Origin of the sequence: Salinicoccus halitifaciens (assembly GCF_021026095.1) — a bacterium.
Classification (GTDB): Bacteria; Bacillota; Bacilli; order Staphylococcales; family Salinicoccaceae; genus Lacicoccus; species Lacicoccus halitifaciens.
This window is the reverse complement of record NZ_JAJNCU010000002.1, coordinates 365,933-392,708: the sequence shown is the minus strand read 5'-3', so window position 1 is coordinate 392,708 and position 26,776 is coordinate 365,933. Positions and strand designations below refer to the sequence as shown.

Here is a 26,776-nt window from a genome sequence, read left to right as displayed (position 1 = left end):
TCATCTTGAGCTCGTATGATACTGACAGTATCAATTGCGTTTTTGAGTTGTGCGCCTCAACTGCTTCCATAATGGAAGACTTCTTTTATCGGAATTAACGTTGACATATTGTCATTCAGTTTTCAATGTTCTTTAGTGTTTTGTTTTTCGGTCACTCTTACAACTATACTCGATTCGATTTGTAATATCAAGCGTCAAATTTACACTTTCAATTATTTTTCTCTTCGGCGTGTTTAGTTCTAATCAGTGCTCTCGATGTCAGCTGCTTAAAACAGCGACTTTTATATCATACCAAGCTTTCAAGCGTCCGTCAATAGTTAATTATCAACTTCTTTTTCGCTCTCTGCCTGCCGCTCAAATCAGCGACTTTTATATAGTACCAAGCTTTTCAAAATCCGTCAATATGAAATGTTGATTTCATGTAAAATTCTTAACCGGACATTAACTTGTTAAGAATGTAATTATTAGATTATCATATTTGTGTTATTATGTATATAACAATTTTTGAGGTGAAATGATGGATAGAAAAACCAATAAGATCAAAAGAATCAGAGGCTACGCCCTTATAATGGTGTTTGCCGGACTTATCATAATGTACCTCGGTGTGTTCTTCAGGGAGACGCCGTGGCTCTTGGGTCTGTTCATACTGATTGGATTCATACCGCTCGCACTTTCAGTGGTCATCTATTTCTGGGTGGGCATGCTCAGCACAAGGATCATCACCGTCGAGTGTCCCAACTGCAACCGGCCGACGAAATTTCTTGGCAGGGTGGATTACTGCTACTTCTGTAAGGAGCCCCTCACGATAGATAAGGAACTGGAAGGCGAAGCGTTCAATCTTGATTACAACGTCAAGCACAGAAGAGACAAATTCGTGGAAGAGAAGAAACAAAAAGAAGACCAGTCATAAACTGGTCTTCTTTTTTTATGCTTTCCATATCGGAAGCTATCTACAGTCTGGACATAATCCGTAAATCTCCAACCGGTGGTGGCTCACGTCATATTCTGTGACGGCCCCTGCCAGCTGTTCGACTTCATTCAGTCCGGGATAATGGAAATCCGTGATCTTCCCGCACTCACTACAGATGATATGATAATGTGTATCTGTCACAAAATCAAAGCGGCTGGAAGCATCCCCGTAGGTCAGCTCCTTCACCAGGCCCGTCTCTTTGAATAATTTCAAATTATTATATACAGTAGCCACACTCATATTTGGATATTCACTTGATAAGGCTTTAAAAATATCATCAGCAGTCGGGTGTTCGTCAGACTGTATCATGTAATTCAATACCGCTTTACGTTGAGGTGTAATCCTTACACCTGTCTCTTTAAGCGTTTCAATAGACTCATTATAGATTTTATCCGCGTCCATCATCTTCATAACGATACCCACTTTCCTAGATTTGACTACTGGTAGTATCATTATTGTACTGAATTTCAAATTTACTTGTCAATAAAGACTTCTTATCACCCTAATAGCCCTTTTCAATATCGATGACATTTTTCATTCCGCTGATGTCATCCAGGTGTTTGATATTGTGCTCGAATATGTCGAAGGCCCTTTCTATATATCCGCTTGTCTTCGATGAAGCATGCGGTGTGATCGTGATGTTGTCATACTTATAGAACGGGCTGTCGCTTTCGAGCGGTTCTTCATTGAACACATCGATGATGAGATGCCCGATGATCTTCTCTTCCAGCACTTTAATCAGCACTTCATCCGGAACGACATCACCGCGGCCGATGTTGACGAACACACTGTCATCCTTCATTGCATTGAAGTGCTCTTCGGTTAGAAGGCCTGTTGTGGCATCCGTGCTCGGCAGGATGTTGATGAGTATGTCCGCTTCCCCGATATGGTCCATCAATTCATCCAGCGGGTGCGAGCGGTCGAACCCCTCCACCGCCCGGCCGTTCGTATTGTAACCGACGGTGTTGACGCCGAAAGCGGACAGCACTTCTGCGAGATGGCTCCCGATGCTGCCGGTACCGAGGATGTGTAAGGTCTTGTCGTACAGTTCCGTCGTGAATGCATTGTTTCGCCAGTACCCTGCCTTCTGATCTTCATACAGCTGATAGAAATCTTTATAGTATGAAAGGATCAGGCCGATCGTATATTCCGTCATCTGTATTTTATGGATGCCGGTCGCGTTGGTAATCAGGACATCATCCAGTTTATCCAGCGGCATCATTTCAAGTCCGGCACTCATCACCATGATCCACTTCAGATTTTTGAACTCCTCTACATGACCTTCTTCCATATCGGTGCCGTAAGTGATGAATATTTCCGCCCGGCCGCGCTCCTCTGCCGATATCTTTTTTGGTGAAACATATTCGTATTCCGCCCCCGGCAGGAGCTCTTTTATCCTTGAAATCATCTTTTCGGGCAGTTTAATGGTAGAAACTATATTTTTCATGCACTTATACCTCTTCTAAAAATGCCTTCAAGTCTTCGGCATGCGTCTTCGCCTTTACATTATCCATCCGTTTTAATATGTTGCTGTTTTCGTCCACGACGAACGTGGTGCGGACGATGCCCATCGATTCCTTGCCGAACGCTTTCTTCAGACGGTACACATCGAGTTCTTTGGCCAGCTCGAAATTCTCATCCACGAGCAGGTCGAAGTTCAGATCATTCTTTTCGATGAAGTTCTGGTGCTTCTTTTTTGAATCTCCGCTCACGCCGTATACCGTGACATCCATATTTTTCAGTTCATCCATGATATCTTTCAGGTCGTTCGCCTGTGTCGTGCATCCCGGAGTATTATCTTTCGGATAGAAGTAGATCACAGTCGTATTTTTAAGATCCTCATTTGAAACAATTTCACCATTCTGGTTTTCAAGCTTGAATTCAGGGAATTTCTCCATAATGAAACACGCCTCCATATATTTAACTTACATTAATGATACAAAACATCTCTTTATCACTCAAGAACTTCCGATTCCCTTAAAAGCATACACTGTTTATGTTATTATATCTAATGAACAAATCGATATTAAGAGGATGAAAATATGTTTACACACAAGAACTCAGAAGCATTACAGAAAGAAGCTGAAGATGTCATACTTGGAGGTGTCAATTCCCCCTCACGTTCATATAAAGCTGTCGGCGGCGGCGCACCGGTCGTGATGGACCGTGCGGACGGTGCCTACTTCTATGATGTGGACGGCAATCGGTACATCGACTTCCTGAGTGCATACGGTCCGATCATCACCGGTCATGCCCATCCCCGCATACATGAAGCGATCGTCGAACAGAGTTCCCGGGGCATTTTATACGGCACGCCGACAAAACTCGAGATAAATTTTGCGAATAAAATCCGCCAGGCCATGCCGGCACTGGAAAAGATCCGTTTCGTGAACTCCGGCACAGAAGCCGTGATGACGACGATCCGGGTGGCAAGGGCTTATACGAACAGGAACAAGATCATCAAATTTGAAGGCTGCTACCACGGCCACTCCGATCTTGTACTCGTTGCGGCGGGCAGCGGTCCCGCACAGCTCGGTTCACCGGATTCCGCCGGCGTGCCTGAAGGTGTCGCACAGGATATGATCACCGTGCCCTTCAACGATATCGAATCTTTGAAAGAAGCCATCGCACACTTCGGAGATGAAGTGGCTGCAATGATGGTCGAACCAATCGTCGGAAACTTCGGCATTGTGGAGCCTTTTGAAGGATTCCTCGAAGAAATCAATGAAATCGCGCATGCCAACGGCTCGCTCGTCATATATGACGAAGTGATTACCGCATTCAGATTCATGTACGGCGGCGCCCAGGATTTACTCGGCGTCTACCCCGACCTGACAGCAATGGGCAAAATCATCGGCGGCGGCACGCCGATCGGTGCGTACGGCGGCAGACAGGATATCATGGAAAGTGTCGCGCCGCTCGGACCTGCATACCAGGCGGGGACGATGGCGGGAAACCCGCTCTCCATGGCTGCAGGTCTTGCATGCCTTGAAGTGCTTGAGAAACCGAATGTGTATACAGAACTTGACCGGTTGGGCAGAAAGCTCGAAGAAGGCATCAATGCACTCATTGAAAAGTACGGCATCGAGGCGAATACGAGCCGCCTGGTCGGGGCACTCACGATTTTCTTCACCACTGAGAAAGTGACCAACTATCAGGCTGCAGAAGATACGGACGGGGAAATGTTCGCGAAATTCTTCAGAGGGCTGATCAGCCGCGGTGTGAATATCGCACCATCCAAATATGAGGCGTGGTTCCTGACCACCGCCCACACGGATGAGGATATAGAGGATACCCTGGCTGTTGTGGAGGATGTTTTCAAAAATGACTTTTAGGAGATGGTGCCATGCGTTTTGGCGCTCGGGTACTTAAAACAGGATTAACAGTTGTACTTACACTATTCATCACCCATCTCTTAGGCCTTGGCCCGAGCCTGATTGCAGGCATCGCAGCAGTATTTGCACTCCAGCCGAACGTCCACCGTTCTGCGATGAAGACTTGGGAGCAGTTTCAGGGTAATGGGATCGGTGCGATCGCAGCGATTATAATGGTTTTATTATTCGGCAACAACATCATCGTCATCGGCCTGACCGTGGTGCTGGTGCTGGCCACACTGCTGTTCTTCAATCTGCAGAGTGTATCCACACTTGCAGTCGTCACGGTGATCGCTGTCATGGATGCACCGCAGATCCTTGAAGAAGATGCATCGACGCTCGCTTTCCTTGAGGCTGCAGGTATAAGGTTTGCGCTTGTGATGATCGGGGTGCTCTCTTCACTGCTGATCAACCTCGTATTCATCCCGCCGAGATATGAAACGAAGATGTACCACAACTGCTTCAACATCACGACGGATATCTTCAAATATATCCGCCTTGAGCTCAGCAGCATCAGCGAATTCCAGATCGTCAAAAAAGACATCGAATCGCTCAGGGAGCGGGTCGTCAAGCTTGAAACGATGTATTTGTGGTACAGGGAGGAACGGTCGTTTTTCAGGAAAGACCGCTTCGCCGACGCCAGAAGGAAGATTTTGTTCAAACATCTGATCTCCTCAACACGGCGCGCGTTTGAACTCCTCCGCAAATTCAACCGTTTTGAGAATGACTACAACCATCTGGATGAGGATTTTCAGAACAGGATACGGTTCGAGCTTGAATATCTGATGACTTTCCATGAACAGATCTTCATGAAGTTCACCGAGAAGATCAAGGCAAATGTCCCGAACGAAGGCGGCATACATGAAGACCTGTATGAGACGACTCTGATGGATGATTTCATCAGACATTATAATGAAGCTGAAACCGAGGAAGAAAAGATGCAGTATACAAGCATTATGGAAATCCTTTCCTCGCTGTACGAATATGCAAACTCGCTTGAGCGCATCAACCGTCTGACGGACAGCTTCTTCAGGTTCCATTCCGAGAAAAACAAGATCGACATCCAGGATGAGACGCTGGATATATGATATAAGACACGAAGCACCCCCGGGGATCCCCGGGGGTGCTTCATCTATATTAGGAGTTACTATGGAACACATTTTTAACTGCATGCCTGTGGGCCGCTTTTGCGACGCCCCGGCCCTCTTTGATGGCCCAGACGACCAGGCTGGCTCCGCGTCTTGCATCACCTGCAGCAAACACATTTTCACGGTTCGTCCTGTAGGTTTCCTCATCGGCCGCGATCCGGTTGTTCTCCATATGGATACCGAATGCTTTGGGCAGGGCGCTCTCGACACCTTCAAATCCGATGGACAATAAAATCAGGTCGGCTTTGAAATACCTTTCCTGATCTTCCATCGTCATGCCTTCCAGCGACTTCTGGGGCAGCACCTGTGTCTTCAGACCCTTCAGCCCGCCGAGCATATCGACATCGTAACCCATCGTCTGGACGCCGTATGCCCTCGGTTCGACACCGTATTTCGCCTGATACTCGGCATGGGCATAATCCAGTTTGAACGTCTTTTTCTCAAGCGGCCAGAACGGATTCCCTTCCACCTCATCAGGCAGGCGGTCGTATTTATTCAGCTGGAACACCGATTTGCAGCCTTCCCTGAGTGCCATGGCGACACAGTCGGCTCCAGTATCACCGCCGCCGATGACGACCACATGCTTGCCCTCGGCTGAAATCGTCGTCTCTTCCAGCTCACCGAGCTGATATTTCGTCTGCTCGGTCAAATAATCCATTGCAGGACGGATGTCCTTCGACTGCCGGCCTTCCAGCCTCAGATCACGCTGCTTCCTTGCACCTGTGGCGATGATGATCGCGTCATACCCGGCATCCAGTTCATCAAAACCGATGTCCTTCCCGACATCGATTCCGCACTTGAAATTGATCCCGGCTTCCTCCATGAGGCGTATCCTCCGGTCCACCATCCCCTTATCCAGCTTCATGTTCGGTATGCCGTACATGAGCAGGCCGCCGGGCTTCTGATCACGCTCGAACACATCGACGTGATGCCCCCAGGAGTTCAGCTCATCCGCTGCCGTCAGCCCCGCCGGGCCGCTGCCGATCACTGCAATTTTAGTATCCAGCCTGTGCTTCGGGATTCTCGGCTTCACCCAGTTCTCTTCATATGCCTCATCGATGATCGTCCTTTCGATGCCCTTGATTGCGACGGGGTCTCCGTTGATCGACAGCACACATGAGGATTCGCACGGCGCGGGACATACCGTTCCGGTGAATTCAGGAAAGTTGTTCGTTTCGGACAACCTCCTGAACGCTTCCTTGAAATCCCCCTTATAGACAAGGTCATTCCACTCCGGTATATAATTCCCGATCGGGCAGCCGACCGTCTCCTTCCCGACACTCGATCCTGTCTGGCAGAAAGGGGTCCCGCAGTCCATGCACCTTGCACCCTGTTCCGATGCATCATCATTGCAGAACCGGTGCTGGTAGGCATCATGGTGATTGATCCTTTCCTTCAGATCGTCCTCGCTTTGGTTTTTACGGCCATATTTCAAAAATCCCTTGAATTCACCCATATGCCGTCCCCTTCCTTAATAAATGTTCATCTTCTCCGCATCATCTGCGGCGATGATTGTCCTGCCGTAAAATGCATTCAGTTCAGCGTCCTCTTTTGAATCTTTCATGTTGATGCCGTGACGAATCTTCTGCTGCATCGCCTTGTATTCAGACGGGATGACTTTGATGATGCGGACGGTTCCCGCCTCCAGGTCATCCAACGCCCTTTTCGCCTTATGGCTGTCCGTGAAGTAAAGATGTGCAAATAAAAGATTCTTCACCTCGGAAATCTCATCGGCGTCATCCACATGACTCACTTCGATTGTTTCGGTGTTCATCCCGACCATGTTTTCACCTATTGGACGGTTGTTGATGATATAGGCGATACCGCCGCTCATGCCGGCAGCAAAGTTCTTGCCTGTATCACCGAGGATCACCACACGTCCGCCGGTCATATATTCAAGCCCGTGGTCACCGATGCCCTCGACGACGACTTCCGCACCGCTGTTCCTTACAGCAAAACGTTCACCCGCCCTGCCGTTTATGAACATCTGGCCACCTGTGGCCCCGTACAGGCAGACGTTGCCGACGATGATTTCATGGCTGCGGCCCGTGTTCGGTGCAGTCACGGTGATCCGCCCGCCGGACAGGCCTTTCCCGACATAATCGTTCAAGTCACCGGTATGGTGCAGCGTCAGGGCTTCCGGGATGAATGCCCCGTAGCTCTGGCCGCCGTGGCCGGTCGTATTCACCGTATAATGGTCGTGCTCAAGTCCGCCGAGACCGAACCTTGCAGTGATTTCACTGCCGAGCCTTGTCCCGATGTCCCTGTGTCTGTTCGTCACCTGATATGCCGCTTCAAATGACGCGCCTTCATCCAGGCTGTCCCCGAACTCCGGCAGGATCATTCCTTCATCAAGCGAATGTTCGAATGGATGTTTCTGGCTGATCTTTTTAATCCTGTCGCCTTCGATATGGGTGAGCAGCGGCTCAAGATCGAGGTCGCTCATGCGGTGGCGGGCGGCTTTTGCGTGATCCACCTCCAAGAGTTCCACGGCCCCGACCAGTTCATCCATTGTCTGGAGGCCGAGTTCACTTAATATCCCCCTGATATCTTCAGCGATGAAATTCATGAAATTGACGACGTGGTCAGCCTTGCCTTCAAATAATTTGCGCAGCTCACCGTTCTGGGTGGCGATTCCCACAGGGCATGTATCTTTATGGCACACCCTCATCATAATGCAGCCCATCACCACGAGCGGGGCCGTCGCAAATGCATACTCTTCCGCCCCGAGTGCCGCAGCTATTGCCACATCCCGTCCGGTCATCAGCTTGCCGTCGGTTTCAAGCGTCACCCTGGAGCGCAGCCCGTTCAGCATCAAAGTCTGATGCGCCTCGGCAAGGCCGAGTTCCCACGGGAGGCCGGTATGCTGGATGCTTGTAAGCGGCGAAGCACCTGTGCCGCCGTCGAATCCGCTGATGACGATTTTATCGGCATATGCCTTGGCCACGCCTGCAGCAATCGTGCCGACCCCGTCTTTTGCCACGAGTTTCACCGAAATATCGGCTTTCCTGTTCGCATTCTTCAAGTCATGTATCAGCTGCGCCAAATCCTCAATACTGTAAATATCGTGATGCGGCGGCGGTGAAATCAGCCCCACCCCCGGAGTTGAATTCCTCGTCTCTGCAATCCAAGGGTACACTTTCTCACCCGGCAGCTGTCCACCTTCGCCCGGCTTTGCGCCCTGGGCCACTTTAATCTGAATTTCTTCCGCACTGTTCAAATATTCACTGTTTACCCCAAAACGTCCGGATGCGACCTGTTTGATCGCACTGTTGTAATTTTTCCCGTCCTTATCCACCCCGAAGCGGTTCGGGTTCTCCCCGCCCTCGCCGCTGTTGGATCTGCCGCCGATCCTGTTCATCGCTTCGGCGAGCGTCCGGTGTGCCTCTTCCGACAATGAGCCGTAACTCATCGCCCCGGTCTTGAAGCGCCTGACTATATTTTCAGCAGGCTCGACCTTCTCGATCGCGATTGCCCTTTTGTTTTTGAATTTCAATAAATGCCGGATGCTCGAATGATGGCCTTCATTCATGTAGTTTTTATACTCCTCATATTTTTCCCGGTCCCCGGTCATGCACGCTTCACGCAGCAGCCTGATCGAAGTCGGGTTGATGACGTGGTGTTCGCCCTGCTGCCTCCACTGGAACCTGCTGCCGGACTCGAGGTATTCCAGGCTCACGTCTTGCATCTCCTTCGTGTTCCTGTCGATATCCTCTATGGAGGCACCTCCTATTTTGGAAGCGGCGCCGCCGAAGTATTTCTCCATCACATCACGGGAGATGCCCACCGCTTCAAATATCTGTGCACCATGGTAGCTCTGCACGGTGGAGATGCCCATCTTGGCCATGACTTTGATGAGTCCTGCGGTGAGTCCTTTATTGTAATCGTCCGCCGCTTCTGCACCGCCTGCAGCCCTGATTGTCTCTTGGGCGATGTACGGCTCGACCGCATTGGCACCGAAGCCGATCAGGGCTGCCACATGATGGACTTCACGGACTTCCCCAGACTTGATGACGATGCTCGTCCCCGTCCTCTTATCCGCCTTTATCAGAGCCTGGTGCACGGCACTGGTGACGAGCAGTGAGGGCATGACGTAAAGCGCCTCATCCTCGAGCACCAATTCATCGGTCAGTACGATGACCCCATGGTGCGCCGCGACCATCACCGCCTCCTTCATCAGATTCTCCAGCGCCTTTTCAAGCGAACCGTTATATGTGATGTCGATCTTCTTCACACCGAGTGCTTTGACGTCCGACCGGTCATACACACGCTCATGAATCACCGGTGATTCCAGCTGCACCCGTTTCAGTACATCCTCCCCGGGCCGTATGAGGTGCCCTTCTCCGCCAAGATAGGTGATTTCACTCGTCACCACTTTTTCCCTGTAGGAATCAAGCGGCGGATTCGTCACCTGGGCAAAATGCTGCTTGAAATAGTCGAACAGCAATTTCGGCCTGGCCGATAAAAATGCAAGCGGCATATCGAATCCCATCGCCCCGACCGGATCTTTTCCCTCACGCTGCAAAGGCAGCATGTATTTCTCAATATCTTCCTTCGTGTAGCCGAAACGTATCAGGATGCGCTCAAGCTGTGCCTTATCTACCGGCGTGCTTTCGGCATCGGATGTTTGCGGCTCTTCCGCCTTCCTCCCGGCGAGCCATTTGCCGTACGGCCTTTTGGCTGCGATCGCCGCTTTCAGTTCATCATTTTCTATGATCCTTGATGAATCGAAATCCACAAGCAGCAGTTTACCCGGGCTGAGCTGTCCTTTATATATGATATGGTCTTCATCAACATCGATGACGCCGACTTCTGAAGAGTAGATGATTTCATTTTCATCGGTGACGTAATACCTGCCGGGTCTCAGGCCGTTGCGGTCTGTAAGCGCCCCGATTTTATGATTGTCGCAGAAGCTGATCATCGTCGGGCCATCCCACGGCTCCATGATGTAGCTGTGGAATTCATAAAAATCCTTCACTGCAGGATCATCGAAATCCTGATATTTCCACGGCTCCGGTATCATGATCATCGCCGCTTCCTCCGGCGGCATGACAAGGCTCAGGAATTCCAGCACGTTGTCGACGATCGCGGAATCACTGCCGCTCTCATCGATGATTTCAGATATCCTTTCACCCTTTTCACCGTAGACATCTGCGAGCCACTGCCTGGTGCGTGCGCGCATCCAGTTGGCATTACCTTTGATCGTGTTGATCTCACCGTTATGCATCAGCAGCCTGTTCGGATGGGCACGCGCCCAGCTCGGGAAAGTGTTCGTGCTGAACCTCGAGTGGACCGAACCGAATTTTGAAACGTATTCTGGATTGCTGAGGTCGACATAAAAAGTCTTGATCTGCGCAGCCCTGAGCCAGCCCTTGTAGACGATGGTCTCATTCGAGAAGGAAGAGACATAATGTTCCACCAGGCGGCTGTCGAGGTCCTGCTCGATCATCTTCCTTAAGAAGTATAAATCGAGCGCTTCATGGCAGTCTGTGATCACCTGGATGAACTGTGGCATCGCTTCGCTGACCACATCCGCAACTGCGGATGCGTCCACAGGCACATCCCGGAACGCGATCAGCTCGTGGCCCTCCCCGGCGACCGTCCCGCGCACCGTCTCCTTGAATTCATCAAGGGATGCACTGTGATCAACCATATACATCCCGACCGAGTAACGTCCGAAATCCGGAAGCTCCGGATATTCCGACTTCAAAAGGTCATGCGGGATTTCCGTCATGATGCCCGCACCGTCCCCCGTCATGCCGTCGGAACCGATGCCGCCCCTGTGGTCGAGCCTGACCAGCATCTCCAATGATTTCAGTACTATGTCGTGAGACCTTTTATTGTCCATATTTGCATAAAATCCGATGCCGCAGGCATCATGTTCATTTCTCGCGTCGTACAGGCCGTGCTGCTTCACTTTTTGGAATAAGCTCATCCGTGTCACCTCTGATTCAGAATATTTCTATAAGTCATTATTATCCACGGATATTTCTATACAATCAATATATCAATGATATAATATTGATATCAAAATGAGATGGGTTGGATTTTATGGAGATCAGACAATTGGTTTATTTTACCGAGACCGCCCGGCTGCAGCATATGACGGAAGCTGCAGCAGTGCTGAATGTCGCGCAATCCGCACTGTCCAGGCAGATCGGCCTGCTTGAAAGTGACCTCGGCATCAAGCTGTTCAGGCGGGAAGGCAGGAATATCACCCTGACTGAAGACGGGAGGGAATTTTATGAAGATGCCTTAAAGATTCTTGAAGCGGTGGACAGAACGAGGGAGAAGATTTCTGAGAATAAAATGAAAAGCAGGCAGTCGCTGAATATCCATGTCACCAAATCCGATATGACTTCTAAAATTCTGCACACGTTCCAGAGCATACTCGGGGAACACTCCGATATTGATTTCAATATTGAAACGCTCGATGAAGATGTGATAGAAGAGAAGCTGAATGACGGCTCCCTGGACATCGCGATTTCAACGGAGAGATTCCATGGTGAAAGCATCAGGAGTGCACTGCTTTTTGACCAAAACTACTATTATATATTCAAGGAAAGCGGCAAAGTGAATCTGCCCGTAAAAGCGTCCATGAACGAACTTGAGGATTTCCCCCTGCTTGTGATGGATCCCCTTCTGGATATGAAGAAACATTTCAAAAATGCTTCCATCCTGAATGTGAACGACCCGGCCATCGTACAACACCTCCTCATCCATCACCCCTACATCGCCGTACTCACCCATGAGGAATGCAGGATGTTGAAATATAACTATCCGAAGTTCACCGTCCATAATCTGGAGCATCTGAACATCAGGCAGCCCCTGTATGCAAGCATCCCTGCAGAAAGCGCAAAACCTTTTGCGGAGGCATGGTACAGCCGTCTGAAAGATGAATTCTCCTCATTCACGGACAGGATGATGCATTAAAAAAAGAGCTGGAATCTCATATTGAGATTCCAGCTCTTTCATTTCCAGCCTTTGTTTGCGGCGGCCTTACCTTTGAACCTGCTGACATGCGGGTTGCCTTCCACGATGAACCTGTAAGGGTAATCCACCGCTTCTTCCTTGTTGTCGATGCCGATCCTCGGTGTCGCCAGGATATTGCCGGGCGTCCTGCCATGCCTGACGATCAGGACATCATTGTTCAGTTCCATGCCGTTGTGCGCGCCCCGTGTAATGCCGAGCGATTTCGTGAGCTTGCCGGGCCCGTCGGTCAGGTTGATGTCCCTCCCGCGCCGCTCCTTCATCACATCGATGCCCATGTTCGGTTCAACCGCACGGATCAAAATTCCTTCCGGCTCACCTTCAGTGGTGAGGAAGTTCATGCAGTTGTGCCCGTGCATCGTGTAGACATATATATGGCCGTACGGCTTATACATCATTTCATTCTTCTTGTTCCGCCTGCCGCCGAAAGTATGCGCCGCCTTATCATTCACGCCGAGATAGGCTTCCACTTCGGTGATGAACCCGCTGGTCACCTCATCACCGACTCTGGTGATGATTTCAAGACCGAGCAGCCTTTTTGCCGCATTTAACGTATCCGTTTTTAAAAAACTGATATCCACATCGGATTGAAATTTATCTGTCATTATGAATCACCTTATAAGTTTTGAATGCTGTAGAGATCGTAATAGTCTCCCTGCCTGCTCATCAGTTCATTGTGCGTGCCGGATTCGACCACTTCCCCGTTGCTCAGGACATGGATCTTATCTGCATGGGTCACCGTCGATAACCTGTGGGCGACGATGACGGTCGTGCGTTCTGCGGATAATTTGAGCAGCGTTTCCTGGATGATGCTTTCACTCTCCAGATCCAGTGCACTGGTTGCTTCATCCAGTATGAGGATTGGCGGATTCTTCAGGAATACCCTGGCAATCGCGATGCGCTGTTTCTGGCCGCCCGACAATTTGACGCCCCGTTCACCGACCTCTGTATCGTATCCATTCTCGAGCATCATGATGAAATCATGTGCATTCGCATGCTTCGCCGCTTCGACGACTTCCTCATCCGTCGCATCCGGACGGGCAAGGAGGATGTTTTCTTTGACCGTCTCCGAGAACAGGACGTTTTCCTGCATGACGATGCCGATCTGGTTCCTGAGCGAGGACACCGTGAAATCCCGGATGTCCGTACCGTCAAGCGTGATGCTGCCCTCGGTGACATCATAAAATCTCGGTATGAGGTTCACAAGCGTCGACTTTCCGCCGCCGCTCATGCCGACGAAGGCGACCGTCTCCCCGCTGTTGATGTCGAGGTTCAGGTTTTTCAGCACCTGCCGGCCTTCATCGCTATATCTGAAACCGGCGTTGTTGAATCTGAGGTTCCCATCCGTCGATTCCATTTCCACTGCACCCGGTTTATCCGTCACATCATACTTCTGATCGAAGAGCTGGAACACACGGTCCATCGAGGCGATGCTCTGTGTGAGCGCCGTCGATGAGGAGACGAGGCGGCGCAGCGGGCCGTAAAGCAGATCGAGATAGGCGATGAATGCCGCGAGCGTACCGACGGTCAGATTGCCCTGGATCACCTGGTAGGCACCGAAGCCGATGACAAGGAGCGGACCGATGTCGGTGATGGTGTTGACCACCATGAAACTGCGGGCTGTCCACTTGGCATGAGTCGTCGCTTTTTCAAGGAAATTGCCGTTCCTCTCATTGAAGCGCCCGGCTTCATTCTCCTCCACCGCAAAGCTTTTGATGACATTGATGCCCTGGATCCTTTCATGCAGGTATCCCTGGACTTCCGCCAGCGCCTGTGAACGTCTGCGGGTGTACATGCGCAGCCTTCCGAAGAAGAACCACACTCCGAAAATGTAGAGCGGGAATATGATCATTGCGACAAGCGTCAGCTGGCCGTGGAGGCTGAACATGATCGCAAGGGCGATCAGGATGGTCGCAAGGTCCAGCCATATGTTCATCAGACCCGTCATTATGAAGTCCTTGGTCTGCTCCACATCGTTGATGACCCGCGAAATGATTTCGCCGACTTTATTGTTCGAATAGTACTTGGCACTCAGCATCTGCAGATGTCCGTATAATTTCTTGCGGATATCATACAAGATCTTATTGCTCGTCCACTGTGCCAGATACTGCCTGAAGTATTCGACCGGCGGCCTGATGATCACGAATATGAATGCGAAAACGAGCAGTATCTGTATCAGCATCGTGATCCGTTCATCTGTACCGAGCCCTTCAGGCATGATGATATCATCGATTGTGTACCTGATTAAAAGTGGAATAAGGAGCGGAATACCGAATTTCAGTATACCGATGATGATCGTCAGAAATATCAGCCACATGTATGGCCGTACAAACTTCAAGTATCTTCTTATCAATGGGAATCCTCCTTAACATTCGAAAAACCAATCAACCGGGTTGATTGGTTCAGTATGACTTGAAGTCATTATTGAAGCGATTTTGCCAGACTTTGATGAAATCGGGCGCAAAAGGCCCTTTTTTACGTTCTATCCATTGCTGCAGCACATCGACATTTCTTTTCAGGATGGCGTCGATGTCCTCTGAATATCCCATGCGTTCCTTGTGCAGATGGTATTCATCCTCATCCAGCAGATGGTACTTGCCGTCCGGATACACTTTTATATCCAGGTCATAATCGATATACTTGATCGCCTCGCCGTCATAGACATAGGGCGAAGACAGGTTGCAGTAGTAATAGACGCCGTCCTCCCGGAACATGCATATCACATTGAACCAGTATTCCGTATGGAAATAAACGATCGCAGGCTCCCTTGTCACCCATGTCCTGCCATCGCTCTCGGTGACCAGCGTACGGTTGTTTCCGCCGATCACCACATGGTCCGTGCCCTTCAATATGGTCGTCTCCGACCAGACACGGTGAATGGAGCCGTCGTGCTTATAACTCTGCACTCTGACTTTGTTGCCTTCTTTTGGTATGGATTCTACACCCATATTCCACACCACCTCTGGAGTTAATACTTTTATATTATAACACAGGGCTTTGGACTTTACAGGCCGCCCGCCCCGTCCGTGGCCAATTTCCTGAAGACCTTCTTCATCGCCGTGCTCATCGGCACATCCCTCACTTCATCAAGCGGCATGAAGTGTTCATTGGAAGAAGTCGTATGGAGCAGGTAGCTCTCCATATACCACACTTTATGTGTGAAGACATGCTTATCACTGCCGATATACACCTTTTTCTGATCCAGCTCCACGCCGAGCTCACTTTCTATATTCTCCATGCTCGTGTCGACATCGAACTTCGGCAGTTCGTACATCCCTTTCAACAGGTCGCCCTCCTGCCTGTAAAGGTAGATTTCCTCCCTGTCGTTCAAGATGAAATAGACATTATAGTACTCTTCTTTCTTCTTTGGCTTCTTCTTCTTTACAGGATAGTCGTGTACGGTGTTATCCCTGAATGCCTCACAGTGTTCCTGGACGGGGCATACGATGCATTTTGGCGTCCGGGGCGTGCAGACGGTCGCGCCGAGTTCCATCAGCGCCTGGTTGAAATCCCCCGCTTCAAGCGGCATCATGGATTCGATCTCTTCCTTGACGGATTTCTGCACACCCGCCTTCGTCGTATCCCTCGCATCCGCATTGAGACGTGACATGACACGGAGCACGTTGCCGTCCACAGCTGCAAGGAGATGATTGAATGCGATGCTCTGCACCGCGCCGCCGATATACGGCCCGACGCCTTTAAGTTTGAAGAATTCATCCGGATCTTCCGGGACCTCCGCCCCGTAATTTTCTTTGACTTCCCTGACCGCACTTTGGAAATTGCGGATCCTGTTGTAATATCCGAGACCCTCCCAGTCCTTCAGGAGCGCCTCTTCATCTGCATCGGCGAGGTCGGATAACGTCGGATATTTTGTTATAAATTTCTCGAAATAGGGAATAACAGTAATGACCTGAGTCTGTTGCAGCATGACTTCGCTGAGCCATATTTTATACGGGTCTTCCGTCTGCCGCCAGGGCAGATCCCTTTTATTTGAGTGATACCACTCGAGTAGGTTATTATTGAATGTCGATGGCTGTAACATACTGATTTTCCTTTAACAAATTGATTTTTATCTTTCAATGATATCATACTGACTGGAGGCATAACTATGGATACTCTTACACATACTTTAATGGGCGGCACCCTGGTGGGGCTCGCGACGATCGATCCGAACATCGATGCGGTTTCGACGGGTTTTATCGCCACAATGGTAGGTGCATCCCTTGTGCCTGATATAGATACGGTCTTGAAGATGAGGAACAATGCCGTCTACATCACCCACCACCGCGGCATCACCCATTCACTGCCGTTCACATTCTTAATCTGGCCCGTATTGCTGACGGCGATTGCGCACTTTGCGTTCGGCCTGCCGCTGGTCAATACATATTTATGGGTCCAGCTTGCAGTGTTCCTCCATGTATTCGTGGATATATTCAATTCCTACGGCACCCAGGCCCTGCGGCCGGTGGACAACACATGGATACAGCTTGGAATCATAAATACGGTGGACGTGCCGATACTGGTTGTCCACGGCCTCTACTTCGTGCTGTGGTTCCTCGGGTTCTCCCCGGTCATCTTATTCATTATGATGTACGCATTGCTCGTGGCATATTATATCTCCAGATATTTCATGCAGCAGTTTTTGGTCAGGAAAGTCGAAAAACAGTTGCCGAATGACGCCATCAATCGTACATTCGTCATGCCGACCATCCATTTCAACCAGTGGCGCATCGTCGTCGTCACCGACAAGGCATATTATGTCGGCCGGAGCTTCAAGGAGAACATCATATTCTACGACAGGTTCAACCGGGAAGACAAGCTACCGCATAAGATCTTCATGGCAATCAAGCATGACCGTAACTTCAAGGCATTCACATTCTTCTCGTCCATCTACCGTTACGAGATGAAATCTCTGGATGCGGACACTTTTGAGGTCCGCTATATCGACCTCAGGTATTTGAAGGAAGGACACTATCCGTTCGTCTGCATCATGCATCTGGATAAAAAGAGCTATGAAGTCATCCACAGCTATACCGGATGGGTCTTCTCGGAAGAGAAGCTCCAGCGGAAACTCCTGGAATCATAACAAAAAGACAGGCATCGCCTGTCTTTTTTTTGGATTATTCCACAGCGCCGTCCGCACTGCCCCGATGCTTCCTATTGAAATCATAAAAAGTGAATTTCATCTTGTCATAGAGTTTGAAGATCCACAGATACAACAACCCCATCTGGGCAAAGAACAGCACATCATGCGGCAGCCGGTTGATGTTCCATGCGATGTTGACCGCATTCGTCTGGAGTCCGTTCACCACATAATAAAACGGATTCAGGCTGAGAAGGCTCTCAAGCCCCGACGGCAGCTGTTCCGGCAGGTACAGGATCGGGACTGCAAGCACAAGAATGATGAAGACGAGCATGTTGAATTTGTCGTTCGGCGAGTTGACGATCAGATAAAATAATATAAATGGAACGATCAACAGGACGCCAAGTACGATATAGTACATCATCGTGAACAAGTTGATCATCCAGTCGTTCAGCGACAGTGAGACGATCGCGGCGTTCACCGCCATGAACAGTACAAATATGAACGTCTGGAACAGGATCACCGGCATGATCCTGTAAAATACCGATACATAGCTGATCTTGACGATCGAATCCTTGATGAAGACGATGTTGCGGTTCAGCACCACCATGCTGAAAAGCCAGATCGTCGCCATCAGTCCCATGACGAGGTACAGGTACCGTACATTTTCAGCTTCCGACAGTGTCAGGGCACCAATCAGAAGAAACACGGCACATATTACATACATCAACAGCGGTGTCAGATTATGCGCTTTATATTCTTCAACCTGATGAAAAAATTCACGGATCAAATAATTAATCTTCTGTTTCATAATACTCTCCTCACCTGCTGACATACAGCCAGGTATCGTTTACGCCGTCCAGGACCATGTAGCCGTCCTGCACCCTGAAAATCTGTTCTTCATTCGTCAGGTCATATTCATCCAGGAGTTCCCCCGTGTCTTCAGCGGGGAATGCAACCGAGAATACATTGCCATTCCTGAAATGATAAGTGATCGGGAAGCCGGGCACCGATCCGCGGTGCTCGTCCGCCTCGAGGTTCAGCTCATCCGTGGCATTCTCTGCGTCCCCGGAGAGCCACAACGTATAGAACTGATAGCTGTCGGCAAAAGAATCTCCGGCATACGGCAGAAGTTCCTCAAAAGTCGTTTCGGTGTAAAGGCTCGCCGGATTGAAATAAATGATGTCATCTTCCGGCACTTCATGCTCTGCATCATTGAAGAGCACCGTATAACTTCCTTCCCCGGTCCTTACGACATCCACCATCGTCATGTACGGCACCGCCTCTCCGCCGAGTTCCAGTGCTTCCGCCGAGACGAAACCATAGGCGAAACTTTCAGCATCCTCCTCCAGTGCAGGCACCGCCTGCTGTTCGGCAGTCTGGTCCGCTCCAGTGAAATTGATGTCCATGAAAATCACCGTGGAGGCGGCCATGATGATGAAGAGGAGGACGAAGGAGACGATGAGCCTCCTGATGCTGAGCCTGTCGATCAGGGAAGTCTGCTTTTTGCTGAGCCGCTGCATGTTATGTTCATAGTGAGCGTATTCGGATATATTCCTTTTCCATTCCAGGTCGAACGCTTTCTCTTCATCGGTGTTTTTGACCCGGCTCTTCTCTTTAAGATATTCATTGTAACGGTTCACGCCTTTTTGCACGCCGCCTTCATACCGCTTCTGCCCGTAGCTCAGCCATATGAAATAGTTGGATGATTCCTGGATGAGGCCGATGTCCGTTTCAAGGAGCATGACGCCTTTATCCTGCTTTTCAAAATTTGAGACGGCTTCTTTGAAGCGGGTTTTGGTGGCCTCGTTCAAATGGCTGCTCATATTGCAGAAGATGAATACATCCGCATCGATATGACATGCGGCCTCGACCAGCAGTGCACCGATTTCAGCACGCGTCAAAGTATTCAGGCGCCTGTTCCATACGCGCTTCATGAAGACTTTCTTCTCCAGAGCTTCCATTGCCGCCGCCACTTCATCCGGCTTCATATATTCATTGAACAGCTCGGTCAGAAAACGGACCGAGGCGTGACGGTTATGTACGTGATCCATCACGTCGAATGCCGCAATGGCCGCTTCCGACTTCGCCTTCCCCGTCTTCGGGTTGATCGTCCCGGTGATCATATCCTTCAAATAATAAAGTGTCTCATATTCACCGAGCACCCCAAGGACTTCTCCGCGGTATAAAGTGAATGAGACATCTTTTATCACGAGGGTCTCGTCCTTTGAAAGGATCCGTTTCCTGAGGTGCCCCGATTCTTTGGCATATGAGAGGTTCTGCCCCCTCAGCAGAATTATGTCCTGCATAGTCTATCCCTTCCGCTTCAGCTGGAGCATGCTTACAGGAATACCCGTCTCTTTCTCGGTGCCGCCGATGAAAAAGCCCCATGCAAAAACACCTTTCAAGTATTCCACTTTGAAATAATGGTCTTCATTGCTGACGAGTTTGTAGATCTTCCCTTTTTCTATCTGGCTCAGATCTATCATATAGCTTTCCGCAATCAGCACCTGCCGTTCGTTCACCCTGTATTCATTTTCCACGCCGAGCATTTCAGCTTTCCTCATCGCTTCACGTTTTTCGGCGATATATGCTTCTATTTCGCGCCTGGTCATCTTACCCAATGGTTTCATCTGTCATCTCACCTAATTTCTCCTGGATCAGATCATACTCATAGCCTTTTCTGAGCAGTGCCTCTGTCAGCTTCTGCTTCAGCACGTAGCCTTCATGCCTGTTCCGGTATCTTTTGTATATCTTTTCAAAATCGCGTTCAAAATAAGGGGTCTCATCGAACTCAGCGCCGAAGGTGATCAGATCGATATGTTCCTTATAGTAGCCTTTGGTCATCAGTTTCTCCTGAAGCTTCATCGAAAAATGACGCTGCGAACCTTTATATCTTTTCAGCTCTTTGGCTTTCAGTTTGTTCATGCGTTCACTGTCGACCGCATCACTGAAGGCACCGGTCTTTTGGAATATGATCTCCTCATCGATGCGGTGTTTCTTCAGTTCCCTCTCAAGCATCCCCGGCCCTTTGTCGGAAGTGTTGAGCATCGTGTTCTTAAGCGCTTCGGCATACATTTCATCATTGATGTAGTTTTCATCCATAAGGCGCCCCACCACGTCATCGACGATGTACGGCGCATATTCCTCACCGAGATATTCCCTGATTTCATGATGTGACCGCAGTTTGTAGCTGATGTATTTCAATGCGTCCACATAGGCCTGGTCATACTGAATGCTTTCGGTGACTGCTTCCAGTTCTTCCCCGGTAAGTTCCCTCCCGCTGAGCAGACGGTGCCTGACGAGTGATTCCTCGTGTACCGTCATCTTATCACCATTGGAGAGATGAACCTCATATAAACCATTCTTCTTCAATGAAACTTTATCGATTTTGATCATCGCTACCGCCTCTTTTAAATCAAACAATCCAAAAAGAGAGGAGAACCTGAATCCTCCTCTCCACTCTTGATTTGTATATATTATATTTTTCTGTTCAAAGCTTCCTCGGGTGAATCCACTTCAATTGCTGATCTGCCCGGGAATGCCTGCTGCAGGAAATAACCCAGCACTGCCGCAAACCCAAGAATAGCGAAAACGAACGCTATCACTACGAGTAACATCATTGCATAGCTCATGAAAGCCCTCCTAACAAAGTTATCAGTAATTCTCGTTACTTATATTTTATCATAAAATGCAGGTTTTAGTGAACTATATTTTATATTGCCCAGTTGCCCTGTTTGAATATCGGCGTTTCATTGCCTTCCGGGTCGATGCCGTATATGTCGAGTTCTGCACTCCCGATCATGAAATCGACATGGGTGATCGAATCATTGAGGCCTTCTTCGGCGAGTTCCTCACGCGACATGTCCTTGCCGCCGTCGATGCTGAAGCCGTATGCACTGCCGAGCGCGATATGGCAGGAGGCGTTCTCATCGAACAGCGTATTGAAGAACAATGTATCGGTGTTCGAGATCGGGGAATCGTCCGGTACAAGCGCGACCTCGCCCAGATACTTCGCCCCCTCATCGGTCTCAAGCAGGTTTTTGAGCACATCTTCGCCCTGTTCCGCTTCATATTCGACGACCTTGCCGTCCTTGAAGGTCAATTTGAAGCCGTCGATGATGTTGCCGCCGTAGCTCAGTGGCTTCGTGTTCGAAACATAGCCGTTGACCCCGGTCTTCTTCGGAGCCGTGAAGACTTCTTCCGTCGGCATGTTAGCCATGAAGCGCACACCGTCCGAATTTTCACTTGAGGCGCCCGCCCACAGGTGCTTCTCCGGCAGCTCCATTGTAAAGTCCGTACCCGGTCCTGAGTACCTCAGGGCATGGAAATGGTTTTCATTCAGGATGTCCACCTTCTCATGGAGCGTGGCATCAAGCTCCTGCCAGGCCTCCACCGGGTCTTCCCGGTCGACCCGCATCGTATAGAAGATGAGGTCGAGCAGTGCGTCCACAGCTTCATCCTCCGTCTTATCGGGGAATACAAGCTTCGCCCATCCGGCTGAAGGGTATCCTGCGACGCACCAGCTGTGGTGGTCGGACTGGATGCGGTTGGAATATTCCTTGAAAGCATTGCCGTATGCGATCTGCATGCTTTTAAGCTTGTCGGGATCCACACCTTTCAACAGTTCAGGTGAAGATGAAGTGATGGCGAGGAAGGCCGCCTTCTCATCCGAGTAAAACATGCGTTCATCGATCGCCCACTGCGGCACCTTCGCATACTCCTCCGTGCTTTTGTGGTGTGCATGGAGCTGCGTGAGCACGTCATCCTTCAAATTGACTTTGACGTCTTTTGCACCTTTCTGATAAGACTTTTCAGTCACCAGACGGACGAGCGGCAGTGCATCCACGGACGCGCTGATATAGACCCTCTGGCCTTCCTGGACATTCAGGCCGACTTCGGCCAGCAGTGAAGCATATCTTTCCAATTTCGACATTCAAAAAACCCCTTTATGAAATTATTTTCTGAGCTTGGACAGTTCTTCGAGTATCGCCGTCTGCTCCATCGGGCTGATTTCATTCCTCGATGTCACCATCTTGTGGTATTCAGCGATTTCCTCCTGATGGGCGTCACTGAAATCATCCGGGTTCAGCATCCCTTTATTGACGACCTTCAATCTTGATTCTATTTCTTTCAGCATTGTTTCCTTATCCACGGCTCCTCCGCCTCCTTGTCAATTTATGCATGAATATATAGTAACAAAGAATGCCCAGGTTGAGTATTATAAATAAAAAGATTATTATATTTTGTATATAAGTTTATATTCCATTCAAAATGGATATATCAACTATAAATAGCCTAAAGGAGAAATGTCATTATGAAAAACAAATTGATTCCTGCAATTCTGATCGGTGCCGGCATTGGCGCATTGGTAAGTCTGATTGACAAAAATACGCGCCAGACGGTGATGAGCAGCGGCAAGGAGCTCGGCTACTATGCGAAGCATCCAGAGGCTGCCAAAGATAAATTACAGAGCAGTTCCGGCGGCTCTTCCAAATTCGAACAGCTGAAGGACGAAGTCATGTTCTGGAAAGACACCGTCCAGCAGATCAGGGAAGAGAATCCTGAGCTCGAGAAACAGATTATGGATGCCAAGGATACACTCATGCAGAAACGTGAGGAGAAAAAATCACAGTAACATAAATACTTGAAGGGACTGACGGATGTTGGTCCTTTTCTTACTAGAGAGGTGTGCTCATGTCTAAAGATGAGAACAAGAATTCAAAGTATTTGTCACAGATAAAGGAAGAGTCTGAAGGCAAAAAAGACAATAAGGGAAAGGGTAACAAGAAAAAGGGTGATGAGACATACGTTGAAAACACCGTCTTCAAGTCGAAGGAACCGAAAAAGGACGATGAACAGCTGTATGTCTCCCAGATAAACAAACCGGCCAAGGCGAAGAAAGATGCAAATTTCTTCCAGAAGCTGATGTTCCAGTTCTCAAAGGACAACACGACGGGGATGGCCGCACAGCTGGCATATTATTTCATGCTTGCGATATTCCCGCTGCTGATCTTCCTTCTGACACTGGTGCCTTTATTCAACATCGACCAGGCCACAATCACCGGCTTCATCGAGGATTACGCTCCGGCGGAGATTTCAGGGATGCTGTCGGGTGTCATCGATGATGTGATGTCAGAATCGACCGGCGGACTCTTATCATTCGGTCTGATTGCAACGCTGTGGGCTGCATCCAACGGCATGACCGCCCTGATGAATGCATTCAATGTCGCCTACGATGTGGAGGACAACCGCAACTTCGTCGTTGCGAAAGGACTTTCGATCATTTTCACAATCGTCCTGACATTATCAGTCTTACTTACATTCGTACTCATCGTATTCGGCGGCCAGATCGGCAACCTGATGTTTGGTGTGATTGGACTCGATCAGCAGTTCTCGACAGTATGGAACCTCGTCAGAAGCATTCTGCCGCTGCTGCTTGTATTCGTCGTGTTCCTGATCATGTACTCAGTCGCCCCGAATATTAAAATCGACTGGAAATCCGTGATCCCCGGCACGATATTCACAACGATTGCGTTCCTTGTCGCCTCATGGGGCTTCGGATTCTATGTGTCAAACTTCGGGAACTACTCGGCGACATACGGCAGCATCGCCGGTGTGATCATCCTGCTCTTATGGTTGTTCATCACCGGAATCATAATCATCACAGGTGCACAGATCAATGCCATCATCCACAAGAACGACATTGCGAAACAAAACGATACCAATACAGCAGAAGCGGGAGGAACCAGCTAAGATGCCATTACTATATGATTTGCTTGAATTCAATAAGAGCTTCGTTGAAAACGAAGAGTATAAAAATTATGTCGCAACAAAATCGCCACAGAAAAAAATGGTCCTCGTGTCCTGCATGGATACGAGGCTCACGGAAATGTCCTTCAAATCACTCGGTCTGAAGAACGGTGACATCAAGCATATACAAAATGCCGGCGGGGTCATTTCCCACCCTTACGGCAGCACGGTGCGCAGCATACTTGTTGCGGTGTACATGCTCGGCGTCGAGGAAGTCGTCATCATGGGCCACCACGACTGCGGCTTCGGTGCCCTTAAACCAGAGCCGATGATTCAGGAGATGAAAGACCGCGGCATTTCGGATAACACATTCGAAGTGCTCAAGCATTCGAGGATCGATATCGAATCATGGCTGAAAGGCTTTGAATCCGTCGAGGACAGCGTCAGGGAAAGCGTGCGTAAAGTGCATGAACATCCATTGTTCGACAACAGTGTCCCGGTTCACGGGCTTGTGATCGATCCCGAGAACGGCAAAGTCGACCTTGTCGTCGACGGTTATAAGAATTAGATTGAATGAAAAACGGCGCCTTCCGCAAGGTGCCGTTTTTATTGAAGGGAGGTCATAAATTTACTGCGTTCCCTCCCCCGCGTTTTAAACCCGCCGATAAAGGTTATAAATATGTATCTCAAGAAAACATAGACTTAGGAGTGACATATGAATGGCAAATATAGAAGAAATTTTTGCGGTACAAAAATATATAGAGCCCGATCAGGACATGAAAGGTGATACGGGCCGTTACGGCATGGTCTCAAGTGCGGTCAAGGAAGCGACCGATGCCGGCAATGAGATGCTTAAGAAAGGCGGCAATGCATTCGATGCGGTCATCGCGGTGCAGCTTGCACTTTCGGTCGTTGAAGGCATGAACACAGGCATCGGTTCAGGCGGCTTCCTGATGTGCTATGACGCTGAAAAAGATGAAACCAAAATGATCAATGCCCACCCGAAGGCACCCGCCGCCATGACGCCGGAAACCTTCGTGGATGAAAACGGCGAGGAGATCCCTTTCGATGAACGTTCCACGCACGGGACGGCGGTCGGTATACCGAGCATCATGAAAGGCCTGAAACACCTCCACGAAAATTATGCGACGCTCCCGCTGGAGACGTTGATAGACCCTGCAATACGTCTTGCAGAATCGGACTACAGAGTCCACGGGCTGATGGAGCGTACGCTTGAGCTGTTCGATCACCGGCTCCATGAAGAGGCCCGGAAGAAGTTCATGCCCGGCGGCACACACCTTAAAGAAGGAGACACCCTCAGGCAGCCGGAGCTTGCACATACACTCAGAACAATCAGGGACAAAGGATTCGATGATGTCTACGAAGGTGAGATTGCAGATGCGATCATCAAGGCGGTCAAAGACCACGGCGGCATCATGACTCATCAGGACCTGCTCAATTATGAAGTCATCGTCGATGAACCGCTGTGGACGAATTACAGGGGATTTGACATCGCCCTGCCTGTGCCCCCGAGTGCCGGCGGCATCGGTGTGGCCATGCAGCTGAAGATCCTGGAGCAGGTGGACATTTCGCAGTATAATCCGCATTCCGTGGAAAAATACCACCTGATGGCGCAGACGCTGCAGCTCGCCCTGGCGGATAAAAATGCCCATATCGAAGACACCAACTTCACCCCTGCCCCGCTCGACGGCGTACTCCACGAAGATTACATCAAGGAACGTCTGGAAGAGCTTTCCATCGAAAGGAAGGCAGAGAAAAAAGAGGCAGGCGATCCATGGAAGTATCAAAAAGACGGGCACAGCCCCCGCGAACAGGGTGAACCGTCAGGCAGGGAAGGAATGGAGACCACCCATTACACCGCCGTCGACCAGTGGGGGAACGTTGCTGCGTGCACGACCTCGATTGAACGCATCTACGGTTCCGGCATCATGGTGCCGGGTTACGGTTTCATACTGAACAACCATCTGACCGATTTTTCGGTGGAACCCGGCAGCGTGAATGAACCGAACGGCAATAAATATCCGAAAAGTTCAAAGTCACCGGCGATCCTTTTCCATGACGGTAAACCGTTCTTTACGCTCGGTTCACCGGGGGCTGCAACAATCATCGCTTCCGTCGTGCAGACCATCGTCAATGTCATCGACTATAAGATGCCGATCGACGAAGCCATCAAAGATCCCCGCGTCTATGTCACACCCGACCTTGACGATCAGTGGGAGGATGGTGTGGAAGATGCCGTACTTGAAAAACTTGCAGACCTCGGCTATGAATTCGACCAGTCATTCAGGGAAGAAGGCGCCGATACAAGGATCGGCGACGTGCAGGCGATCATGATCGATCAGAACAACGACCACCGCCTTTACGGCGGGGCCGATTTCCCGAGACCGGGCGATGCCAAGGCTGTGGAAGATTGATGGACGGACTCCGCCCTCTGACC

The 26,776-nt window shown here is 49.8% G+C and carries 25 protein-coding genes; 9 read left to right on the top strand and 16 right to left on the bottom strand.

The window, feature by feature from the left end:
• Nucleotides 1-517: 517 nt before the first annotated feature.
• The gene (locus LPW40_RS06540; protein WP_230821421.1) at nucleotides 518-910 is read left to right on the top strand and encodes a YgzB family protein; all 393 of its coding nucleotides are present in this window, start codon (nucleotides 518-520) and stop codon (nucleotides 908-910) included.
• A gap of 36 nt (nucleotides 911-946) precedes the next feature.
• Here LPW40_RS06540 and perR read toward each other — a convergent pair whose 3' ends face one another.
• The 3 genes from perR to LPW40_RS06525 all read right to left on the bottom strand — a co-directional run bounded on the left by perR (nucleotide 947) and on the right by LPW40_RS06525 (nucleotide 2,868).
• The gene (perR, locus tag LPW40_RS06535) at nucleotides 947-1,381 is read right to left on the bottom strand and encodes a peroxide-responsive transcriptional repressor PerR (protein ID WP_281254122.1); all 435 of its coding nucleotides are present in this window, start codon (nucleotides 1,379-1,381) and stop codon (nucleotides 947-949) included.
• A 91-nt stretch (nucleotides 1,382-1,472) separates the two neighbouring features.
• Entirely contained in the window at nucleotides 1,473-2,417 is a 945-nt protein-coding gene (locus tag LPW40_RS06530) for a D-2-hydroxyacid dehydrogenase (RefSeq protein ID WP_230821420.1), read from the bottom strand.
• A 4-nt stretch (nucleotides 2,418-2,421) separates the two neighbouring features.
• Nucleotides 2,422-2,868: a peroxiredoxin gene (locus LPW40_RS06525; protein ID WP_230821419.1), complete on the bottom strand. Its 447-nt coding sequence runs from the start codon at nucleotides 2,866-2,868 to the stop codon at nucleotides 2,422-2,424.
• A 144-nt stretch (nucleotides 2,869-3,012) separates the two neighbouring features.
• Between LPW40_RS06525 and LPW40_RS06520 the strand changes: the two genes are divergently transcribed.
• Nucleotides 3,013-4,305 (top strand): glutamate-1-semialdehyde 2,1-aminomutase, encoded by a 1,293-nt coding sequence (locus LPW40_RS06520; protein ID WP_230821418.1) that lies wholly within the window; start codon nucleotides 3,013-3,015, stop codon nucleotides 4,303-4,305.
• Nucleotides 4,306-4,316: 11 nt separating this feature from the next.
• Nucleotides 4,317-5,432 (top strand): FUSC family protein, encoded by a 1,116-nt coding sequence (locus LPW40_RS06515; RefSeq protein ID WP_230821417.1) that lies wholly within the window; start codon nucleotides 4,317-4,319, stop codon nucleotides 5,430-5,432.
• 49 nt (nucleotides 5,433-5,481) lie between these two features.
• On the opposite strand, the gene LPW40_RS06510 is transcribed toward LPW40_RS06515, so the two are convergent.
• Both LPW40_RS06510 and gltB read right to left on the bottom strand, forming a co-directional pair.
• On the bottom strand, nucleotides 5,482-6,948 hold the full coding sequence (locus LPW40_RS06510) for a glutamate synthase subunit beta (RefSeq protein ID WP_230821416.1): 1,467 nt from the start codon (nucleotides 6,946-6,948) through the stop codon (nucleotides 5,482-5,484).
• Between the two features lie 15 nt (nucleotides 6,949-6,963).
• Nucleotides 6,964-11,427, bottom strand: coding sequence for a glutamate synthase large subunit (gene gltB, locus LPW40_RS06505; protein ID WP_230821415.1), 4,464 nt, complete (start codon nucleotides 11,425-11,427; stop codon nucleotides 6,964-6,966).
• Nucleotides 11,428-11,543: 116 nt separating this feature from the next.
• Between gltB and LPW40_RS06500 the strand changes: the two genes are divergently transcribed.
• A complete protein-coding gene (locus LPW40_RS06500) occupies nucleotides 11,544-12,425 on the top strand; it encodes a LysR family transcriptional regulator (RefSeq protein ID WP_230821414.1) in 882 nt (293 codons plus the stop codon).
• Nucleotides 12,426-12,463: 38 nt separating this feature from the next.
• Here the strand turns inward: LPW40_RS06500 and LPW40_RS06495 are convergent, their stop codons facing one another.
• The 4 genes from LPW40_RS06495 to mutY are packed head-to-tail and all read right to left on the bottom strand — an operon-like array spanning nucleotide 12,464 to nucleotide 16,524.
• Nucleotides 12,464-13,087: a DNA-3-methyladenine glycosylase gene (locus LPW40_RS06495; RefSeq protein ID WP_230821413.1), complete on the bottom strand. Its 624-nt coding sequence runs from the start codon at nucleotides 13,085-13,087 to the stop codon at nucleotides 12,464-12,466.
• Nucleotides 13,088-13,098: 11 nt separating this feature from the next.
• Nucleotides 13,099-14,835: an ABC transporter ATP-binding protein gene (locus tag LPW40_RS06490; protein WP_230821412.1), complete on the bottom strand. Its 1,737-nt coding sequence runs from the start codon at nucleotides 14,833-14,835 to the stop codon at nucleotides 13,099-13,101.
• A gap of 49 nt (nucleotides 14,836-14,884) precedes the next feature.
• Complete coding sequence (gene ntdP / locus LPW40_RS06485) at nucleotides 14,885-15,430, bottom strand: nucleoside tri-diphosphate phosphatase (RefSeq protein ID WP_230821411.1); 546 nt, start codon at nucleotides 15,428-15,430, stop codon at nucleotides 14,885-14,887.
• A 56-nt stretch (nucleotides 15,431-15,486) separates the two neighbouring features.
• The gene (gene mutY / locus LPW40_RS06480) at nucleotides 15,487-16,524 is read right to left on the bottom strand and encodes an A/G-specific adenine glycosylase (RefSeq protein WP_230821410.1); all 1,038 of its coding nucleotides are present in this window, start codon (nucleotides 16,522-16,524) and stop codon (nucleotides 15,487-15,489) included.
• Nucleotides 16,525-16,590: 66 nt separating this feature from the next.
• Here mutY and LPW40_RS06475 point away from each other — a divergent pair, with 66 nt between their 5' ends.
• Complete coding sequence (locus tag LPW40_RS06475; RefSeq protein ID WP_230821409.1) at nucleotides 16,591-17,568, top strand: metal-dependent hydrolase; 978 nt, start codon at nucleotides 16,591-16,593, stop codon at nucleotides 17,566-17,568.
• Between the two features lie 34 nt (nucleotides 17,569-17,602).
• Here the strand turns inward: LPW40_RS06475 and LPW40_RS06470 are convergent, their stop codons facing one another.
• The 7 genes from LPW40_RS06470 to LPW40_RS06440 form a co-directional block, all read right to left on the bottom strand.
• Nucleotides 17,603-18,376 carry a hypothetical protein gene (locus LPW40_RS06470; protein ID WP_230821408.1) on the bottom strand — a complete coding sequence of 258 codons (774 nt, stop codon included), beginning with the start codon at nucleotides 18,374-18,376 and terminating at the stop codon, nucleotides 17,603-17,605.
• A gap of 10 nt (nucleotides 18,377-18,386) precedes the next feature.
• Nucleotides 18,387-19,874 carry a hypothetical protein gene (locus tag LPW40_RS06465; protein WP_230821407.1) on the bottom strand — a complete coding sequence of 496 codons (1,488 nt, stop codon included), beginning with the start codon at nucleotides 19,872-19,874 and terminating at the stop codon, nucleotides 18,387-18,389.
• 3 nt (nucleotides 19,875-19,877) lie between these two features.
• Nucleotides 19,878-20,198, bottom strand: a complete 321-nt coding sequence (locus LPW40_RS06460) for a YfhH family protein (RefSeq protein ID WP_230821406.1) — start codon at nucleotides 20,196-20,198, stop codon at nucleotides 19,878-19,880.
• Nucleotides 20,182-20,991: a RecX family transcriptional regulator gene (locus LPW40_RS06455; RefSeq protein ID WP_230821405.1), complete on the bottom strand. Its 810-nt coding sequence runs from the start codon at nucleotides 20,989-20,991 to the stop codon at nucleotides 20,182-20,184. Before LPW40_RS06455 ends, LPW40_RS06460 begins: the two co-directional genes overlap by 17 nt.
• A gap of 53 nt (nucleotides 20,992-21,044) precedes the next feature.
• On the bottom strand, nucleotides 21,045-21,200 hold the full coding sequence (locus tag LPW40_RS06450) for a hypothetical protein (RefSeq protein WP_230821404.1): 156 nt from the start codon (nucleotides 21,198-21,200) through the stop codon (nucleotides 21,045-21,047).
• A gap of 80 nt (nucleotides 21,201-21,280) precedes the next feature.
• Nucleotides 21,281-22,501 carry an aminopeptidase gene (locus tag LPW40_RS06445; RefSeq protein ID WP_230821403.1) on the bottom strand — a complete coding sequence of 407 codons (1,221 nt, stop codon included), beginning with the start codon at nucleotides 22,499-22,501 and terminating at the stop codon, nucleotides 21,281-21,283.
• A 21-nt stretch (nucleotides 22,502-22,522) separates the two neighbouring features.
• On the bottom strand, nucleotides 22,523-22,720 hold the full coding sequence (locus tag LPW40_RS06440) for a DUF1128 family protein (RefSeq protein ID WP_230821402.1): 198 nt from the start codon (nucleotides 22,718-22,720) through the stop codon (nucleotides 22,523-22,525).
• Nucleotides 22,721-22,882: 162 nt separating this feature from the next.
• Between LPW40_RS06440 and LPW40_RS06435 the strand changes: the two genes are divergently transcribed.
• The 4 genes from LPW40_RS06435 (at nucleotide 22,883) to ggt (ending at nucleotide 26,753) form a co-directional block, all read left to right on the top strand.
• The gene (locus tag LPW40_RS06435) at nucleotides 22,883-23,203 is read left to right on the top strand and encodes a YtxH domain-containing protein (protein ID WP_230821401.1); all 321 of its coding nucleotides are present in this window, start codon (nucleotides 22,883-22,885) and stop codon (nucleotides 23,201-23,203) included.
• A gap of 59 nt (nucleotides 23,204-23,262) precedes the next feature.
• On the top strand, nucleotides 23,263-24,321 hold the full coding sequence (locus LPW40_RS06430) for a YihY/virulence factor BrkB family protein (RefSeq protein WP_230821400.1): 1,059 nt from the start codon (nucleotides 23,263-23,265) through the stop codon (nucleotides 24,319-24,321).
• A gap of 1 nt (nucleotide 24,322) precedes the next feature.
• A complete protein-coding gene (locus LPW40_RS06425) occupies nucleotides 24,323-24,886 on the top strand; it encodes a beta-class carbonic anhydrase (protein ID WP_230821399.1) in 564 nt (187 codons plus the stop codon).
• Between the two features lie 151 nt (nucleotides 24,887-25,037).
• Nucleotides 25,038-26,753 carry a gamma-glutamyltransferase gene (ggt, locus tag LPW40_RS06420; RefSeq protein WP_230821398.1) on the top strand — a complete coding sequence of 572 codons (1,716 nt, stop codon included), beginning with the start codon at nucleotides 25,038-25,040 and terminating at the stop codon, nucleotides 26,751-26,753.
• Nucleotides 26,754-26,776 lie beyond the last annotated feature (23 nt).

What these genes read in the sequence shown, in the direction of transcription:
- LPW40_RS06540 (WP_230821421.1), top strand. Translation starts at nt 518, where the DNA reads ATGGATAGAAAAACCAATAAGATCAAAAGAATCAGAGGCTACGCCCTT.
- perR (WP_281254122.1), bottom strand. Translation starts at nt 1,381, where the DNA reads ATGAAGATGATGGACGCGGATAAAATCTATAATGAGTCTATTGAAACG.
- LPW40_RS06530 (WP_230821420.1), bottom strand. Translation starts at nt 2,417, where the DNA reads ATGAAAAATATAGTTTCTACCATTAAACTGCCCGAAAAGATGATTTCA.
- LPW40_RS06525 (WP_230821419.1), bottom strand. Translation starts at nt 2,868, where the DNA reads ATGGAGAAATTCCCTGAATTCAAGCTTGAAAACCAGAATGGTGAAATT.
- LPW40_RS06520 (WP_230821418.1), top strand. Translation starts at nt 3,013, where the DNA reads ATGTTTACACACAAGAACTCAGAAGCATTACAGAAAGAAGCTGAAGAT.
- LPW40_RS06515 (WP_230821417.1), top strand. Translation starts at nt 4,317, where the DNA reads ATGCGTTTTGGCGCTCGGGTACTTAAAACAGGATTAACAGTTGTACTT.
- LPW40_RS06510 (WP_230821416.1), bottom strand. Translation starts at nt 6,948, where the DNA reads ATGGGTGAATTCAAGGGATTTTTGAAATATGGCCGTAAAAACCAAAGC.
- gltB (WP_230821415.1), bottom strand. Translation starts at nt 11,427, where the DNA reads ATGAGCTTATTCCAAAAAGTGAAGCAGCACGGCCTGTACGACGCGAGA.
- LPW40_RS06500 (WP_230821414.1), top strand. Translation starts at nt 11,544, where the DNA reads ATGGAGATCAGACAATTGGTTTATTTTACCGAGACCGCCCGGCTGCAG.
- LPW40_RS06495 (WP_230821413.1), bottom strand. Translation starts at nt 13,087, where the DNA reads ATGACAGATAAATTTCAATCCGATGTGGATATCAGTTTTTTAAAAACG.
- ntdP (WP_230821411.1), bottom strand. Translation starts at nt 15,430, where the DNA reads ATGGGTGTAGAATCCATACCAAAAGAAGGCAACAAAGTCAGAGTGCAG.
- mutY (WP_230821410.1), bottom strand. Translation starts at nt 16,524, where the DNA reads ATGTTACAGCCATCGACATTCAATAATAACCTACTCGAGTGGTATCAC.
- LPW40_RS06475 (WP_230821409.1), top strand. Translation starts at nt 16,591, where the DNA reads ATGGATACTCTTACACATACTTTAATGGGCGGCACCCTGGTGGGGCTC.
- LPW40_RS06470 (WP_230821408.1), bottom strand. Translation starts at nt 18,376, where the DNA reads ATGAAACAGAAGATTAATTATTTGATCCGTGAATTTTTTCATCAGGTT.
- LPW40_RS06465 (WP_230821407.1), bottom strand. Translation starts at nt 19,874, where the DNA reads ATGCAGGACATAATTCTGCTGAGGGGGCAGAACCTCTCATATGCCAAA.
- LPW40_RS06460 (WP_230821406.1), bottom strand. Translation starts at nt 20,198, where the DNA reads ATGAAACCATTGGGTAAGATGACCAGGCGCGAAATAGAAGCATATATC.
- LPW40_RS06450 (WP_230821404.1), bottom strand. Translation starts at nt 21,200, where the DNA reads ATGAGCTATGCAATGATGTTACTCGTAGTGATAGCGTTCGTTTTCGCT.
- LPW40_RS06445 (WP_230821403.1), bottom strand. Translation starts at nt 22,501, where the DNA reads ATGTCGAAATTGGAAAGATATGCTTCACTGCTGGCCGAAGTCGGCCTG.
- LPW40_RS06435 (WP_230821401.1), top strand. Translation starts at nt 22,883, where the DNA reads ATGAAAAACAAATTGATTCCTGCAATTCTGATCGGTGCCGGCATTGGC.
- LPW40_RS06430 (WP_230821400.1), top strand. Translation starts at nt 23,263, where the DNA reads ATGTCTAAAGATGAGAACAAGAATTCAAAGTATTTGTCACAGATAAAG.
- LPW40_RS06425 (WP_230821399.1), top strand. Translation starts at nt 24,323, where the DNA reads ATGCCATTACTATATGATTTGCTTGAATTCAATAAGAGCTTCGTTGAA.
- ggt (WP_230821398.1), top strand. Translation starts at nt 25,038, where the DNA reads ATGGCAAATATAGAAGAAATTTTTGCGGTACAAAAATATATAGAGCCC.